At 51.8% G+C, this 17,271-nt stretch carries 15 protein-coding genes and 1 tRNA gene; 9 read left to right on the forward strand and 7 right to left on the reverse strand.

The window, feature by feature from the left end:
- Positions 1-49 precede the first annotated feature (49 nt).
- On the reverse strand, positions 50-1,075 hold the full coding sequence (locus ACYVK4_RS20915; protein ID WP_461129467.1) for a glycoside hydrolase family 53 protein: 1,026 nt from the start codon (positions 1,073-1,075) through the stop codon (positions 50-52).
- Positions 1,076-1,422: 347 nt separating this feature from the next.
- Complete coding sequence (locus ACYVK4_RS20920; RefSeq protein ID WP_461129468.1) at positions 1,423-3,912, reverse strand: S9 family peptidase; 2,490 nt, start codon at positions 3,910-3,912, stop codon at positions 1,423-1,425.
- A 154-nt stretch (positions 3,913-4,066) separates the two neighbouring features.
- On the opposite strand from ACYVK4_RS20920, the gene ACYVK4_RS20925 reads away from it, so the two are divergent.
- Positions 4,067-5,521: an arabinose isomerase gene (locus tag ACYVK4_RS20925; RefSeq protein WP_461129469.1), complete on the forward strand. Its 1,455-nt coding sequence runs from the start codon at positions 4,067-4,069 to the stop codon at positions 5,519-5,521.
- 28 nt (positions 5,522-5,549) lie between these two features.
- Here ACYVK4_RS20925 and ACYVK4_RS20930 read toward each other — a convergent pair whose 3' ends face one another.
- Together ACYVK4_RS20930 and ACYVK4_RS20935 are read right to left on the reverse strand one after the other, a co-directional pair.
- Positions 5,550-6,491: a phosphatase domain-containing protein gene (locus ACYVK4_RS20930; RefSeq protein WP_461129470.1), complete on the reverse strand. Its 942-nt coding sequence runs from the start codon at positions 6,489-6,491 to the stop codon at positions 5,550-5,552.
- Between the two features lie 27 nt (positions 6,492-6,518).
- Positions 6,519-8,033, reverse strand: coding sequence for a nicotinate phosphoribosyltransferase (locus ACYVK4_RS20935; protein ID WP_461129471.1), 1,515 nt, complete (start codon positions 8,031-8,033; stop codon positions 6,519-6,521).
- 154 nt (positions 8,034-8,187) lie between these two features.
- Between ACYVK4_RS20935 and rpoN the strand changes: the two genes are divergently transcribed.
- The 7 genes from rpoN (at position 8,188) to ACYVK4_RS20970 (ending at position 13,876) form a co-directional block, all read left to right on the forward strand.
- Positions 8,188-9,639, forward strand: a complete 1,452-nt coding sequence (gene rpoN, locus ACYVK4_RS20940) for an RNA polymerase factor sigma-54 (RefSeq protein WP_461129472.1) — start codon at positions 8,188-8,190, stop codon at positions 9,637-9,639.
- 91 nt (positions 9,640-9,730) lie between these two features.
- Positions 9,731-10,369, forward strand: a complete 639-nt coding sequence (locus ACYVK4_RS20945; protein ID WP_461129473.1) for a hypothetical protein — start codon at positions 9,731-9,733, stop codon at positions 10,367-10,369.
- Between the two features lie 63 nt (positions 10,370-10,432).
- Positions 10,433-11,230 (forward strand): enoyl-CoA hydratase/isomerase family protein, encoded by a 798-nt coding sequence (locus ACYVK4_RS20950; protein ID WP_461129474.1) that lies wholly within the window; start codon positions 10,433-10,435, stop codon positions 11,228-11,230.
- A 66-nt stretch (positions 11,231-11,296) separates the two neighbouring features.
- Positions 11,297-11,370, forward strand: a tRNA-Arg gene (locus ACYVK4_RS20955).
- 417 nt (positions 11,371-11,787) lie between these two features.
- Positions 11,788-11,976 (forward strand): hypothetical protein, encoded by a 189-nt coding sequence (locus ACYVK4_RS20960; protein ID WP_461129475.1) that lies wholly within the window; start codon positions 11,788-11,790, stop codon positions 11,974-11,976.
- Positions 11,973-12,806 carry an SPFH domain-containing protein gene (locus ACYVK4_RS20965; RefSeq protein ID WP_461129476.1) on the forward strand — a complete coding sequence of 278 codons (834 nt, stop codon included), beginning with the start codon at positions 11,973-11,975 and terminating at the stop codon, positions 12,804-12,806. Before ACYVK4_RS20960 ends, ACYVK4_RS20965 begins: the two co-directional genes overlap by 4 nt.
- A 743-nt stretch (positions 12,807-13,549) precedes the next feature.
- Positions 13,550-13,876: a hypothetical protein gene (locus ACYVK4_RS20970; RefSeq protein ID WP_461129477.1), complete on the forward strand. Its 327-nt coding sequence runs from the start codon at positions 13,550-13,552 to the stop codon at positions 13,874-13,876.
- Between the two features lie 47 nt (positions 13,877-13,923).
- Here ACYVK4_RS20970 and ACYVK4_RS20975 read toward each other — a convergent pair whose 3' ends face one another.
- Positions 13,924-14,115, reverse strand: coding sequence for a hypothetical protein (locus ACYVK4_RS20975; RefSeq protein WP_461129478.1), 192 nt, complete (start codon positions 14,113-14,115; stop codon positions 13,924-13,926).
- Positions 14,116-14,301: 186 nt separating this feature from the next.
- On the reverse strand, positions 14,302-14,673 hold the full coding sequence (locus ACYVK4_RS20980; RefSeq protein ID WP_461129479.1) for a LytTR family transcriptional regulator DNA-binding domain-containing protein: 372 nt from the start codon (positions 14,671-14,673) through the stop codon (positions 14,302-14,304).
- Positions 14,674-14,999: 326 nt separating this feature from the next.
- Here ACYVK4_RS20980 and ACYVK4_RS20985 point away from each other — a divergent pair, with 326 nt between their 5' ends.
- Positions 15,000-16,196, forward strand: coding sequence for a toll/interleukin-1 receptor domain-containing protein (locus tag ACYVK4_RS20985; RefSeq protein ID WP_461129480.1), 1,197 nt, complete (start codon positions 15,000-15,002; stop codon positions 16,194-16,196).
- 65 nt (positions 16,197-16,261) lie between these two features.
- Here the strand turns inward: ACYVK4_RS20985 and ACYVK4_RS20990 are convergent, their stop codons facing one another.
- Entirely contained in the window at positions 16,262-17,245 is a 984-nt protein-coding gene (locus ACYVK4_RS20990; RefSeq protein WP_461129481.1) for a ThuA domain-containing protein, read from the reverse strand.
- Between the last annotated feature and the right edge of the window lie 26 nt (positions 17,246-17,271).

A 17,271-nucleotide genomic window follows, 5' to 3' on the forward strand; every position in this document is an offset into this window, starting at 1 on the left:
AAAATCGTCGGCCGATGGAGTAACGACCAGCAGGGGAATCATACCCCAATCACCGGAAGGCGTCCAGCGCTCTGGTTGGTTTTCCGTCGTCGCCCCAGGCATTTAGCTGATAACCACTCCAGCTTTTGGCCCCTTCCGGCTCCCAGTAAAATACGCCCAGCCCTTTCGCATCAGGAACCGCTTTAACGGCCTTTTGAACGGCCACGAGCATGTCATAGGTGTTTTGTACAGCGGTATAATCGCCACCCACTTCTGCCACAATCACTTCTTTTCCATACCGGCTGACCATATCCTTAAGATTGCGGGTCAGGTCGTCGATCGAAGCGGTATAATCCTGCTTTAGCCAGTATGGATAGTAAGACATACCAATTACATCATACAGCGCGCCGTTGCTGGTCAGATTGTCAAAGAATGTTCTGAACAGGTTGCTGTCGTTACCCCGGTCAAGATGAACGATGACTTTAGAGCTTGGACTAACGGCTTTGACCGCCTTGTAGCCACTGCTAATCAAACGCGCCAGTTGCGGATAATGATCGGTGCTCCCTTCGGGTCGTAACATACCACCCCGTATTTCATTGCCAACCTGCACCCATTCGGGCGTGACACCGTTCTTTTTCAGGGCGTTCATGACATCATGAGTATGGTCATAAACATCGGTTACCAGTTGATCAACGCTATGCGTAGCCCAGGCCGCCGGCTTAACCTGCTGACCCGGATCGGCCCATGAATCGCTGTAATGAAAATCAATCATGATCCGAAAACCCAGAGCCGTTGCCCGCTTGGCCATCATAACTACCTCATCCCGGCTACAATGGCCATTGATTTTATTCATCGACGGATTCACAAAGACACGAAACCGGACGGCGTTAATGCCTTTGTCCTTGAGGATTTGAAAGCAGTCCTGAGCGACTCCCTTGTCGTTATAGAACACGTAGCCCGTTGCCTCCATCTGCTGAAGCCATCCGATATCAGCCCCTTTGGCAAACGACTGTCCCGATGCCGATTCCGACACAAACAGACCGAATAGAGCCCCGCAGGTGATGCACAAAAACAGAGATAATGTAAGCTTTTTCATAAGAGTGAGTTCGTACCTAGTACTTGTCCTATTTAATCGTTTGCCTGTTGGGGCTGGGCTAAGCTCTGGCTTGGCCGTCGAATGGAGAAGTTAAAGGCCAAGCCAGAGCCTGACCCGGACATACTTCCGATTTTTTGTTCAGGTTTCTAGCTTGGAAGAACACGAATAAACCTTGTTTGTCGTCAAATCTTACGAATAACGAACCCGTTCAGGCTTTCCAAAGGCTCGCCTTTCAAACATACAGGCTACAATCTTCATCTACGACCTGTAATGCTAAACAGGTTTAACGATAAAAAAGCCGGGCTGGTGCATCCAGACCCGGCTTTTGCGTTATGATCGTTTACCGTCTATTTCTCGTTATTCCCACCCCCTACTTTACCAGCTTTGTTGGCCTGAGCGGCAGGGGCCGGGTTTTTGACGTACTTATCCATCCAGCCGTTCATCTCCCACAGCATGTGCAACAGCGACTCTTTGGCGGTATAGCCATGGCTTTCGTAGGGCAAAAACACCAGCCGTGTGGTAGCACCGAAGCCTTTCAGGGCATTGTAGTACCGCTCCGACTGAATGGGGAACGTACCCGTATTGTTGTCAGCTTCGCCGTGCACCAGCAGGAGGGGCGTTTTCATTTTGTCGGCATTCATGAACGGCGACATTTTGTTGTACACGTCCGGTGCCTGCCAGTAGCTGCGCTGCTCATTCTGGAAGCCAAAGGGTGTAAGGGTACGGTTGTAGGCCCCACTGCGGGCAATACCGGCTTTGAAAAGTTTACTGTTTGACAGCAGGTTGGCGGTCATGAATGCCCCATACGAGTGACCACCTACGCCGACCCGGCTTGAATCGACCACGCCCAGACGGACCCCCTCATCAATGGCTGCTTTGGCACTCGACACCAGCTGCTCCACATAGGTATCGTTCGGTTCTTTGTCACCCTCACCCACAATGGGGATGCTGGCGTTGTCCAGAATGGCGTAGCCCATCGTTACGAAAGCGGCCCCGCCCCAATAGCTGATCCGGTTAAACTGATAGGGCGACCCGGAAATCTGGCTGGCAGCCTCTTTGCTCTTAAACTCGGCCGGATACGCCCACAAAAATGTTGGCAAGGGTCCCTGCTCCTTCTTGTAGCCAACGGGCAGATACAGCGTGGCCGTCAGTTCCACCCCATCAGCCCGTTTGTAGCGGAGCTGTTGTTTCTGAACCCCCTTCAACTGCGGGTACGGATGCGGGAAATAGGTGGCCTGAATGGGCGCAATCTTCGCTTTCAGGTTCCGGACGAAGTAATTCGGGTTCTCGTCGGGCGTTTCGCGGGTGGTCAGGATCACTTGCTTAGCCGCGTCCAGCACCGCAATGGGGCGCTCGAAATACGGAGCCGCCGACCGCCATAACTCGCGGGTTTGCCTGGTTTTCAGGTTCAGCAGGCTTACAAACGGACGGTCGCCCTGAGGTGATGAACCGATGGTATTGAGCATGAGGACTTCACCGCCGGGCAACAGGTTCAGCACATCCCGTCCGTACTGATTGTGCTTCATGTCGGGCTGGCCGGGGTTGGAGTAGCGATCTTCGTACGACCGGTCAAACAGCACGGACGTTTGCCAGTTGGACGGATTAACCACTTTCGTGATGGTTTTTCGGTTTTGCCACCAGGCTTCGGTAGCCAGTGCGGTTGTCTCATTGCCCCAGTCGAAATTCTCGAAACGGAACTGAGCGGCATAAATCTCTTTGGGCTGCGCCGAGAAAGGCGCGTCGATCTGGAATACTTTATCCCGAATATCCGCTTTCACTTTCGGGTCGCCATTGTCCTGCGCCACGGTATAATAGACCGACGCGGGCACATCGGCCCGCCAGTTGAAGTCGCGCGGGCCAGTGGGAGCCCCATCGCGGCTGTATGGTACTGCCTCCTGTAACGGGCCGTCGTTCAGGGTTTTCACCAGTGAACCGGCGATGGCATAAATCTCCGTTTTGAGCGGAAACCGGCCAACGGGCACTAGATACGAAAACGGCGTGTGGACTGTCTCGATCATCACATACTGACCATCCGGCGAGGGTTCGGCGGTGCGAATGATACCGGGCTGGCCAATGTTCGCGACCGAACCATCCAACCCCATCCGAACAACCTGCGACGTAGTATAAAAGGCAAACTGTTTTTCGTCGGACGGATTTTTCAGTAAGTCCTGATAGGTAGGTGCCTGCCCCCGTGAGCCTTTCACATTTTCCTGCGTTGTTGGACCACTCGGCACCCGACTGACCTCAACGGCCGGGCCGCGCCCGGAAGGAATAGTTTTCACGATCAGGCTTTTACTATCCGATACCCAGTGATAGGGTGAGCCCAGGGTGGCGTTCAGGGCAGTTGACCCAACTTTCTGAGCAGACAGCGTGGCTACATCGGCTACATACAGGTCAATCCGGCTGTCGGTCGAATTGGCAAAGGCAACTTTTGTTCCGTCGGGCGACCATTGGACAAAGCTGATCAGCGGAGAAGCAGGTAAACCGGCAATCGCTTTTTCGTCTTTGTCGGTCAGTCTCTTGAGCTTCAACCCGGTTATGTAGCGGGCACGGCTGGGACCGTTGTTGGCCGGGTTCAGGCGCAGCCCCGCCAGTTTCAGTTCGGGTTGGGCCAATTCGTCGATACCGGGCGCGGCTGCCTGTTCGAGGATGAGCATCATATCGCCCTTCGCCGACATACTCACATTGGGCGTTAAGGGTGCCGTTACCAGATCGGCAAGCGCTTTGGGAGGTGTTTGATACGTGGGAGCATCCTGAGCGTTACCGGCAAACGTGAACGCCAGTAAGGGTATCACCAAAAGCCATCGGCTTTGACGAATAGTAAGGTTGTGAAGCATAAGGCAACAGTGTGTTGTGTGTCAATGAAGGATTAAAGATAAGTCGATTCTACTTAAACATGAAGAAAGATTTATCTTTTACGCCCGGCAGCAGCATATAAGTCTACTTTATCTAATTTTTGCCAAATTTCTTTTTATTAGTTCCGACTAACTGATGAGCAACTTAACCAACTTGAAAACACCGACATCCTTCGCACTCAAAGTAGGTTTATTCGGCATTGGCCTCGATGCCTACTGGGCCCAGTTCGACGGGCTGCAGGAGCGACTGGAAGGCTACCTGAGTCAGTTAGCCACCAGTATGCATCGACCGGGGGTCGAGATTATTAACATTGGGCTGGTCGACACGCCCGAAAAAGCAATGGTGGCCGGGCATCAGTTTCGGCAAGCCGATGTGGATATCATTTTTTTGTACGTAACCACCTATGCGCTGTCGTCTACCGTGCTGCCGGTAGTGCGCCGGGCTAACGTGCCGGTCATCGTGCTCAACCTGGCCCCCGAACCCGCCATCGACTACAGCTGGTTCAACAATCTTGGCGACCGCACGCGGATGACCGGCGAATGGTTGGCCTACTGCTCGGCCTGCCCGGTTCCCGAAATTGCCTCTGTCTTCAAACGGTCCAATATTCCGTTTCACCAGATCACGGGCCTGCTCCGAAACGACCCGATTGCCTGGACTGAGATCGACGAGTGGATCGAAGCCGCCCGGGTCGCGAACATCATGGCGCACAACCGACTGGGCCTGATGGGCAACTATTACGGCGGCATGCTCGACATTTATTCGAACCTCACACTACACTGCGCCACTTTTGGCGGACATATCGAGATGATTGAAGTGGATCAGTTAACGGCGTTGCGGCAAACCGTTTCGGCGGATGAGATCCGGCAACGTGTAGCCCTGTTCCGCGAAACGTTCGACGTCCAGACCGACTGCACCGACGCTGAACTTGAACGGGCCGCCCGTACCTCCGTTGCGCTCGATCGGCTGGTGAAAGAGCTTGACCTTGGCTCGCTGGCCTATTATTACAAAGGCACGGGCAACCCGAATGAAGACACCATGAGTTCGGTTATTCTGGGCAATTCGCTGCTGACAGGGCGGGGCATTCCCGTGGCCGGCGAGTATGAAGTTAAAAACGCGCAGGCCATGAAGATCATGGATTCGTTTGGTGTGGGGGGCTCCTTTACGGAGTATTACGCCATGGATTTTGCCGATGATGTCGTGCTCATGGGCCACGATGGACCCGGGCATATTACCATTGCCGAGGGCAAGACGAAAGTGCGGCCCCTGTCTGTCTATCACGGCAAAGTAGGCAATGGGCTATCGGTCGAAATGTCGGTGAAGCAGGGACCGGTGACGCTGCTGTCCGTTGTTGAAACGGTCGATGGCAAACTTCAACTGCTGCTGGCCGAAGGCGAGTCCGTACCGGGGCCAATTCTGGAAATCGGCAATACCAACAGCCGCTACCGTTTCCCGATTGGTGCCCGCCAGTTTGTGAACGACTGGAACAGCCACGGCCCCGCCCATCACTGCGCCGTTGGTGTCGGGCATATTTCCGGAAAGCTCAAAAAGTTAGGCCAGTTGCTGGGTGTAGCCGTTATTCAGGTTTGCTAAACGCGGATAACGGAGACGCACCTCTCCCTTAAAAATCACCGTAATCCACCTGAATACAGGTAAGGCCCAGCGTCCGACGCCACATGTCGACCACTTGCTGGCGGTCGTCTACCACGAGTTCGACGTAATACTGCCCGGCAATGTGCTGGTTAAATAGCTCCTGCTTCACCAGAGCATCTTTGCGGTTGTCGTTTTGCGGGCGCATCAATAATTGATAGTCCGTTGATGGCCATCCTCCGTAATGCGCCAGCCAGGCCTCCGTTTCAGGTCGGCAAACGGCATCCCGACCCGACAGGAAAATGACGGCGTTACCCGAGGCCTGCAAGGCCTGTACCAGCCGGATTACCGGCCAGTTTGGGGTGTCGATGCCCACGCGGTGCCACTCAAACGGAGATCGTTTCCCGCGTATGGCCACCGTACCGTCGATGTCGACCAGGACACAGCGGGGTAATGACTCGTCCTGCTGGCGTTGAAAGACTGGAGGGCGGCTTAGGATTTCCGGTTGAAATCTGAATTTTCGTTTCAACGCGATCAACTGTTCCGCCTGCCGCCGAATACCGGCCTCCCCTACAGAGTCGGGTCGGTCGCGGTCGCGCTGGATACAAACCTTAAGGGGCGTATCGATCAACGAGTACTGTATCTCAACCCGATCGAAATGATGAGCCAATAACCGTCGAAACTCACTAAAGTAACTCAGTTTCAGGTTTGTGTTGTCAATAAGTACGTGCCAGCCTTGCGTCAATCCTTCCAGAATAGCCGTTCTCTGTAACTCACTCACCAGCCTTTCGATCCGGTCTTTCTCCCGGTCGGACCAGGTTTGCCAGTATTCACCCAGGGATACGGGCAAGAGACTACGCCGAAGATCGTCCCGGTTGACCCGCAGCCAGTCTGGATTTTCCAGACAGAATTGCCGGGCGAAGGTCGACTTACCACTACCACTCAGACCCGACAGGATGAGGACTTTTTTCATATATAAACCTGACCGAAGGGAGGTGTTTCAGCCCTGATCGTCCTGTGTTTGCCCTTCGCGCAGCGCCAGGATCAATTTTGTTTTGAGTTCATGCAGGCGTTTTTCCAGACCAACCGGATAGGTATGCGGGTTCACAAACCGTTTGACGCCGGGGTGCAGATCAGCCAGTTGGGTTTGTACCCGGTCCCGCACGGTATGAATATCCGGTATGTCATACACCCGTTTACCCGACCGGAATACCGCGACCAGCAGATCCTCGAATTCCTGCGCAGCGTCAAAGCGACGTCGCTTTGTAAAGTCCAGCGGATCGATCATGGTGGCGGCTTTCGCAGCCGTCCCGTCCATGCTTTCCGAATCATAGATCATATCGGCCATGAAGCCCCGCTCGTCCCGAAACCGGCGTACCTGCTGAATGCCCGGCGTCGATATTTTGATTGCCTGCTCCGACAGTTTCATCTTGTAGGCCCATCCGGCCCCATCGGCCGACTCGCCATCGGTGGGTTCCTGCCGAAGGGCGGCTAATTTATAAACGCCCCCCAGCGCGGGCTGATCGTAGGCTGTAACGAGCTTTGTACCAACCCCCCACACGTTGATTTTCGCGCCCTGCTGGCGTAAACTGCTGATGATCGTTTCGTCGAGGTCATTGCTGGCCACAATGGAGGTATCCTCAAAACCAGCGGCATCGAGCAGTTTACGGGCTTCAATACTCAGGTAGGCCAGATCGCCGGAATCGAGTCGGATACCGGCCAGTTTATAACCCCGGGCTTTTAGCTTTTTTCCGGTTTCGATGGCGTGCCGAACACCCTGCAAACTGTCGTAGGTATCCACCAGCAGCGTGACGTTGTTGGGCAGCGCATCGGCATAGGCATCGAACGACTGCTGCTCATCATCGAACGACATGACCCAACTGTGCGCGTGGGTACCGCCAACGGGAATATCATACAGTTTACCGGCCAGCACATTGGAGGTACCATCGCCCCCGCCAATATAGGCCGCGCGACTGGCGGTCATGCCTCCATCGATGCCCTGCGCCCGTCGCAGACCAAATTCCAGCAAGGTATCTTTTTCGACCACCAACCGGAGCCGGGCCGCTTTGGTAGCAATCAGCGATTCGAAATTAATCAGGTTCAGCAGGGGTGTTTCGAGCAGCTGGCATTGCAGAATAGGCCCCCGCACCCGGACCAGCGGCTCATTCGGGAACACGACCGTTCCTTCGGGGATCGCTTCAATGTCGCAGGTGAGCTTAAGCTCGGCCAGATAGGTGATAAATGCCTCCTCAAACAGTGGTTCACCATCATTGCCGGTCAGCGTTTTCAGGTACCGCAGGTCTTTCTTCGAGAACCCGAAATTCTCGATGTATCCAATGACGTTGGCCAACCCGCAGGCAATGGTAAATCCCCCGCCGAAGGGGTTTTTTCTAAAATATAAATTAAACACAGCCTCCTTTTCGGCTGTTTTAGTTTTCCAGTAGCCATAAGCCATCGTTACCTGATAGAGGTCTGTCAGTAGGCTCAGCGACGTGTCATAAAGCTTATTGGTCATAGCGTGCGAAGGTAACATCGGATGAGTTTATAGAAAATTCATGCTGATAAAAACATTTTTTGATTAATTTGGCCTAATAATTGTGAGGGGCACTTTTGTCGATCATCCCGTTCGCTCAACGTAACACATTAACCTATAGTCCGTAGTACTACTCATGCAGAAATTAAGTCTCTCTCAATCCCTTCAGCAGAAGCTATCTCCGCAGCAGATTCAGTTTATAAAACTGCTTCAGATTCCTACGGCTGAATTAGACACACGCATTGAAGAAGAGCTGGAAATCAATCCAGCGCTGGAAGAAGGTATGGATGAAGAGTATGATCAGAAAGATGATGATGACTCCTTCGACGATACCGACGACTTCAAAGACCGTGACGATGATCTGGACATTGACAGCTATATTCAGGATGAGGACTATGCAGGCTATAAAATGCAGGGCGATGGCAACTACGGCGAAGAGGACCGCGACATGCCTCTGGCCACCAGCTCGAGCCTGACCGATTCCCTGCTCCAACAATTCGGTTACCTGAACTTATCTGAAGATCAGCGCATTGTGGGCTTGCAGCTCATTGGCAGCATTGAAGCCGACGGATACATCCGGCGGTCGATTCAGGCGATTGTCAACGACCTGGCCTTCTCCCAAAATGTGTTTACCGACTCGGAGGAAGTAGAGGAAGTGCTGCGGAAAATCCAGTCGTTCGACCCGGCGGGTATCGGTGCCCGCTCGCTGCCCGAATGCCTGCTCCTGCAACTCAAACGCAAAGACCTGTCGGACCCCTACAATATTCTGGCGATTCGAATCATTGAAGAGTTCTTCGATGAGTTCTCCAAAAAACATTACGACAAAATACAGCGTCGGCTCAACATCAGTGATGAATCACTCAAGCGGGTCATTGATATCATCATCCGGCTGAACCCCAAACCGGGCTCCATGGAAGGCGAAAGCGGCAATGTACAATACCTGATACCCGACTTTCTGCTCTCGAACAACAACGGTAAACTCGAACTATCGCTGAACTCCAAGAACGCCCCGGAACTGCGCATCAGCCGTTCGTTTGCCGATATGCTCGACACCTACGACAAAAGCAACAAGAAGCAGAACAAGAATCTGAAAGAAACGGTCTCGTTTGTGAAGCAGAAACTGGATGCCGCCAAGTGGTTTATCGACGCCATCAAGCAACGCCAGCAAACCCTGTTGCGCACCATGAACGCCATTGTTCGCTACCAGTATGACTTTTTCCTGACCGGCGATGAATCCCGACTGCGGCCCATGATCCTGAAAGACATTGCGACGCTGATCGATATGGACGTCTCGACGGTATCGCGGGTGGCCAACAGCAAGTCGGTTCAAACCGAATTCGGCATTTATCCGCTCAAATATTTCTTCTCGGAAGGCATCTCGACCGATACGGGCGAAGATGTCAGCAGCCGCGAAGTCAAAAACATCCTGAAAGACCTCATCGACGCCGAACCCAAGCTCCATCCGCTTTCGGACGATAAACTCGAAAAAATCCTGAACGACCGGGGCTACAACATCGCTCGCCGAACGGTAGCCAAATACCGCGAACAGCTCAACATACCCGTGGCCCGATTGAGAAAACAATTATAAAAAATGAATAATGGATAATGAACAATGTGAAATGCAATAGGCCTGGCGCGTATTTTTACACCATTATTCATTCTCCATTATTCATTATCCCTTGTCTACCCGGTTTGCCAATTTCCTGTCGGTTGTTTTGCACCCGCTGCTGATGCCGACAATCTTGTTCAGTCTGTTGCTGTTTCGGGTTCCTACCGTGCTGGGGCTGGATATGTTCTCTTCTTCCCTGCGGACCAGTATTCTGGTGCTTATCTTTGTCGGCACATTCATGGTCCCATCGCTGATCATTTATTACCTCTTTCGCGGTGGCTATGTTCAGAACCTGCAATTGAACTCCCTGTCGGACCGGCGGTTGCCGTACTTTCTGACCGCCTTTATTTACACCATCACGGCTTACCTGTTCACCTACCAGATGCAGGTGGTGTCGACGCTTGCGCCCGAAATCGGCATCCTGATCGGCAGCATTGCGCTATCGATCCTGTTGGTGGGCGTTATTAGCCTGTACTGGCAGATCAGTGCTCATGCGGTGGGTATTGCGGGTGTGCTTGGTGTCATTGGCAGTATGATGCTGAAGTTCGGCCTGAATGAGCTGTTTGCCCCGTTCCTGCTGCTGGTGGTCTTAGCCGGTTTCGTAGCCAGCGCACGGCTTCAGCTAAACGCCCACACGCCCGTCCAGATCGTTGCCGGCCTCGCGCTTGGCCTCTCGGTTAGCTTGCTAACGGTATTTTGGTTTGTGTAACCGCTTTATTAAGGGTTCGCCTGCCCATCCACAGAGGCAACGAACGTTTATTGACCCTCGCTCATGTACGAAAATCTCCTTTATGAGGTAACCGGTGCCGTTTGCCGGATAACCCTCAACCGTCCGCAGGTATACAATGCCCTCAGCCCCGGTCTGATCCGTGACATTACGGCAGCTATAGAAGCCGCCGGTGCCGACGAGCAGGTGCGGGTTGTGGTGCTGACTGGCGCTGGCGACAAAGCCTTTTCATCGGGCGCCGATCTGAAAGAAGGCGTTACCACGAGTATGTCGTCGGGAGGCCAACTCGCCCTGGGCGATTCCCTGCGGGCAACCTATCATCCCATGATTCTGGCGATTCGCAACCTGGCAAAACCAGTTATTGGCCGGATCAACGGCGTAGCGGCCGGAGCGGGCTGCTCGCTGGCGCTGGCCTGCGATGTGGTCATCTGCGCCGACGAAGCGTATTTCAGCCAGATTTTCGTCAACATTGGCCTCATGCCCGATGCTGGCTCGACGTTCTTTCTACCCCGGCTCATTGGCCCCCAGCGGGCGTTCGAGCTGTGCAGCACCGGCCGACGGGTCTACGGACCCGAAGCGGCCCAGATGGGACTGGTTAGCCGGTCGGTAGCCACGACTGAACTGGACATGGTAGTGGATGCCGTAGTGGCCTACTATGCGGCTGCCCCTACCCTCGCCATCGGGAAAATGAAAAAAGTTTTGAATCAATCTCTTTACTCTGACCTCGACCATCAACTCGAACAAGAAGCTGACAGTCAGGACGAATTAGGCCGTTCGGCGGATGCGATGGAGGGCATTGGCTCGTTCCTGATGAAGCGCAAAGCAAATTTTTCGGGCAAATAGATTGACAAACGTACTTTTTCTACCTACTTTTGCACTCCCAATCAACGGGAAATGCTTCATAGCAATGCATTCGTAGCTCAATTGGATAGAGCACCTGACTACGGATCAGGAGGTTTGGGGTTCGAATCCCTACGAGTGCACAAGAGCCGGTCTTATGACCGGCTTTTTTGTTTTTAGGCTTATTCAAGCATTATTTGTAAGCTTATCTGCCTAGAATTAATCAGCCACCCGTCTTGAACCCGATCTGACAAGGGCATAGTCTGACCATGTATTCCCTTCACGTGCCTTCGTCAATAGATGAGACAAATACCGGAAATCGAACGATTACCCTGAAGCTGCATTAGATAGAGCCGATAATCGTTTCTTAATTTTCTATCCTACAGAGGTCATCGCGAGAAACCATATAGCCTTTGTCTTCCCTGATTATTAGCTATCCGTTGTCAGCTATTCCCACTGATACAAGCAAAGGCACTCATTTTATGTCACTATAACCACTCATACAATTAGTTATAGCAGAGCCGCGCAGAACCTGTTTCTTTACCAAAAAAACGATGGCCATGACCCTTACCAAAGCTCTCCAGTACTTTTGCTTTGCTTTGTTTAGCGTTCTGTGTATCAATGGCGTTTACTGGCTACTCAACCAGCGCAGCGATTACCTGCTGGGGGTGGCCGGTCTGGTCATTATGCTCTATTGCTGGCTTTCCATTCAAAGTAAACTGTTCACCAAAAACCCGTTTAAAAAATGAGTAAACTGCGACTTGTAATCTGGGGTGCCGTGCTGCTGCTGGTCGGCTTGTTTTTAGTCAACTCCTGCACCACGGTCGATGCCTCGCACGAAGGCATTAAGGTCAGTAAAATTGGCTCCGACCGAGGTGCCTCGGACATTGAAAACGTAACGGGCTGGATTTTCTATAATCCCTTAACCTCCTTCATCGAGCAATACCCCACCTTTACCCAAACGAAAGATTTTGACCCGTTTCAGGTTAGTGCCAAAGGCGGTACGCTGTTCAAGATCGACCCAACCCTGAACTATCACCTGGTGAAAGGGCAGGGCGCCAATGTCTACCGGAAATACCGCAAGGAATTACCGGACATTGAGAACAACATCTTACGGACTATCGTCTATAATTCTTACCGGGATGTAGCCAACTCATTCAGCCCTGACTCGCTGGTCAACAACCGGGCTGGTTTTGAGGAACAGGTGGAGGCCAAGCTTAGAAAAGCCTTGGGCGACGACGGGTTCTCGTTCGAAAACATCACCTCCGGTCTTATGCCCCCGGAGTCCTTACAGGCAATGATCGATGCCAAGAACACGGCGGTGCAGAATGCCCTTCGGTTGAACAATCAGATTGCGTCCGAGAAGGCGTCGGCTGAAATTGCCGTTACGAAAGCGAATGGCATTGCCCGCGCCAAGGTGATTGAAGCCGAGGCCGAAGCCCGTGCCAATGAATTAAAACAGAAGACTCTGACGCCCATGCTGATTCAGCAGCAATGGATTGCCAAGTGGAACGGCCAGCTGCCCACTACCCAATTGGGCGCTAACAGTTCAACGCTGATTCAGATGCCGGTAAAATAAGGTGAACAACAGGTTGACAGACCGCAACGGGCTGGGGTAGGTTTCCTACTTGACAGATAGCAGCGTCTGGTACAAAGGCGACACTTACGTTTAGGCAACCAGACAGTATAAACCATGTCCAGGCCCTCTCGCATCAATGGTGTATTGACGGATAAAGCGCAATTGACCAAAAAGAAAAGTTGGTTTAAGTTTTGACAATTTACTTCTACTATGTTACTCAAGATAGGCAAAACCCGCAAAAATTTCGGGGTTAGTTTATCATGTTTGCGTGGTGAAAACCTTACGCATATTTATCTCTCCGGTTAGCGCTTTTCAGAGTGACGCCATCGTTAGGCCATAGTCATAAGAATAAACAAATCCTCACTCTAAGTCATTGACTATGGCCCTTTTAGATATTATTTTTTATACATATCTCTTGCCCATGTGCATCGTTTTATTGCCTATTTTATTCACACCCAATGAGCTTGACGATACCGAAGACATAACAAGAACCGAGATTTTTATACTGTCGATCATACCCATTCTAAATCTGTATTCTGCCATTAGCCTTATTGACATTGTTGTCACATCAATAATCATTTACGTTCGGAAAAGACAGTATTAATCAGCGAACCGGTCCCTGTTTTTCGGCAACATCTTTCGTATGTGCCGCCAGACAGGGACCGGTTTATTTTTAACCATGCCTCTGCTTTTCGGGTTATGACACGAGGGCGTTTCTTTTCTTCAGCCCTTCACTCAAAGTCATGGACAACGAAACCGTTAAGCAGAATTTATATCAGGCGATCAGTGAATTTATGGCCTTGGATGCCAGCGCCGATAACGAAACCATATCAACCCTGTTTGAATCCATTAAAGTCTTTGCCGACGAATTGCCGGTGTATCCCGAGCCACAGACGCAGGCCGAAATCGACGCGTCGAATCTGGCTCATAGCGAAAGTGAGGCCGATCTGATCTATTTCTCGCCAACCGAGTCGAATAGTGATGTGGTAACAGAAGGACGGGAAACAACCCTGCAACGATTACAGTCGAGAGCCGCCGAAATCGAACGCATCCTCCGCGCTGATTCCTGAGAGTTTTGTTGTACCGACCGGGGTGGTCGGTACAACAAAATCAACACTTACATTTCTTCGGGTGGGGCGGGATGGTTTGTCTCGATTATCTCTTTTAATTCATCGATATTCTTGACGATGCCTTTGTTGACGTCCAGGTCATCCTGCTCGTCAGTATCTTCCGGATCAGCAATGGGCGTCACTTCTTCTTCCTGCTGATTCGTAAAATCGGGGGAAATGCTGGCTTGTGGATTATTCATCAGTAAACGAGTAAGTTGTCAGACAATGAACTCGAATCGGAGCATTAGGTTTAACAAAACGCTCTGAATCAGCCCTCCCCTAACGAATGGCTGATTTTCCTGATGGGGCGATCGTACCGATGAAATGCTGGCAGCAGAGGCCCGTTACGACGGTAAGTTTATATAAAGAGACTCCACAGGCAACGATCAGGATTCTTCATGGACAAGGGTGCGAGCAGCTCCGGGATTTTTTTGTACGTTGAACAGCCTGATTTGGGTCAGCACGTCGATCACCGGCTTTGTGCGTCGGCGGGAAATAAAATGTTCCTTTCCGGTTGTGAGCCTCACCTTCCAGATCTGCTTTCCGCCACTGAAGGTCTCATTTGATGGGCCGATATACGTGATGTACGCCGGATTAACGATGACCCGTCGGGAAAGGCGAATAAAGCACGGCAATCGCTCCATAAAGCCTTCTTTTAGCTGGCTCTTCGTATCGGCTTTTCCATAGGAAAGATGCCTATACGCAGCATCCCCTTGCAGGCTGAAAGTCTCTCCAGAGTCAATGACGTTTTTTTTCATTCAGTTGGGCACTCGGTCAGTTTCTATATTGGACACCTTTTATGCCCTTTTGGGTACCCACTTTTCGACCAACGGTCTATTTTGCCCGTTTTTTTGCACGATCCACCTATTTTGGGCAATGGCTTTGAGGAATTTCTGCCGTTTAGTCACAAGTTGCCAGCGGCCAACGGACGTGATCAAACCGACGAATTTGCGGTGCATTCGCTACGATGCGGTGGTCATTGTTAGACCGGGATACCCCTTCAGACCGTTACCCCTCCGTTCGATAAATCAGGTGCAGGCATGTGTTGGAAAATAGCTAATTTGACAATCTACCCCGGCCGATCATGAACCTTCTTTCCCAACTCACGATTTCCCGCCCTGAGGGCAACGCATCGATTCAGTTACTCCAGGGTGATTTAAGCGCCATTCCTCCGGAGTTTGCCGTCGACATACTAGCTCTTTCGGCCTTTCCCGGTCATTATGAACCCATCGTCGGCACGTTGATCGGATCGTTTTATGAAGCAGGCCTGTCCATTGGCGATCTGGCAAACAATAGAGAACTGGACTTTCCGCAGTTAAGCTGCTGGCTCTCCTCCCCACTGTCCACGGCCCAACAGGCTCGCTTCCAGTTCAGCAAAGTACTGTGCTTTGAGCCCAGGGGGCAGGTTGATGATGCCGATACAGAGGTGGGCAACCTATTCAGAGGCATCAATACATTCGCCATAGATAAGCAGTATAACGACCTGGCGATGCCCGTTTTATCTACGGGAAACCGGCAATTCCCCATCGAAGCGATGCTCCCTGCTCTCTTGGATACGGCTATTTTCTGGTTTGAGAACGGCCTGCCGCTGAAGTCATTAAAATTAGTTCTGTTTCGCGATGAGCAGGTGATGAAAGGGCTGCCCATCTTCGAAAATGTCAGCAAGCGGTATGCGCTCAAAAAAGCGGCTGAAACAAACCAGATTCCGGCGAGTCAGGCTCTGACGGATATTGATAGTCTGAATCAGGAACCGACAGGGGATTTTGCACTTCCCAAAATGACTTTCGCGTTGCAGGAAATGAACAAAGCGGAGACGGAAGAAAGCTTAACCTATGAATCGACAAGGGACCTCGATTTTTCCGATCTGACAGGAAGGAAACCCGGGCAGTATGATTTTTTTATCAGCTATTCGCACAAGGACACGAATGCTGTTCAGGAGTTTGTCTCCGTTTTGCAGGCGCAGCACCCGCAGTTATCCATTTTTTACGACCGGACCAGTATCCCGCCGGGTGGCTTATGGATAAAACTAATTTCTGATGCCATACAGAACTCAAAGAATGTGGTCTGTATTCTGACGCCGGATTATACCAGCTCAACCGTTTGCTGGGATGAGTTTCAGTGTGCTTACATCATGGAGCAGCGCAAAAAGTTGCAGCTGCAAACCATCAATTTTCATCAGGACGACAACCTCCCGCCCATCATGGCCATTCGCAGTTATATCGACTGTACGGAAGGCGACATTGATAAGTTGAAAGGGGCCGTCAGTCAGTTAGTGAAGTAGTGGAGTAGGTGGAGTAGTGCAATAGGTGGTAACTATTTCACTACTCCACTCACGCCACCAATCCATTACTCTACAAAAGCCCGTTTGCTAATGGCGGACTCGGTCGGAAAATCGGCGGGGATTGGGATATCGACCTTACCGGTAGCGGCCCACTGGGCACCCCGCTGCAGACAGGTGATAAAGCCAACGCATTCGACCGAATAATCTACATGACCCAGGGGTGTGTGAAAAATACGCCCTTTACCGTAGTTGATTGTCATTAACATAGGCTCGTTCCGGTCGGTGCCTCTGTTCTCCTTTGGCGAAAAGGCGGTGGCCAGCACAGTCATGTTCTCGGCTGGTCCCCGCAGCCGGTCGTACATCTCATCTTTGGTATGCATCCAGGTCAGCGGCATTCCTTTAGTAATGGGGTGTTTGGTGTCCCGAACCGTTACCAGGAATTCGCTCTGTGCCCCGTGCGATCCGGCGCGGCCCGCCTGGGTATCTCTCACCAGTTTTCCGTCTTTATCGTAATAAACAAAAGGGCCATCCTTTTCGGTACGGTCGCCCCAGCCACCCAGGCCAATCATTTTATTGTAGGCCGGCCACATGGGAAACGAGTTGTCGGCTGCGTGAACCACAACCAGGCCTCCCCCGTTTTTCATAAACTTCTCAAAGTCGGCCTGCGTCTCGTCAGACCAGGGTGCGGCATTCCAGCCAAAATTACAGACCACAAGGTCGTAGTTGGAAAAATCGGGGTGAAAGCTGGAATCGGCCCGGGATTTGGGTAAGGCTACCGTATTGCCGACGCCCGGGATCTTGTATTTCTCCACCAGATCTCCACCATTCCAGGTGTAATAAGAGCGCTTCACATCGACCGAAAACTTACCCGTTTCTTCCAGGTAGCGCTTCATCATGTACGTAATTTTAGGCCACTGCTCGTGGTTATTCTGACCGTCTACAATGAGCGTCCGAATGACTTTGGCGTTGCTTTTTTTGTTTGACTGTGCCGTCGTGTGGCTCACCGCAACGGTCAGCAACAGCAGTATTAAGGCGTAAATTGGTTTCATACAGGGTTTTCCTGGGATAAAATTGG

It is taken from the genome of Spirosoma aerophilum (assembly GCF_054782495.1).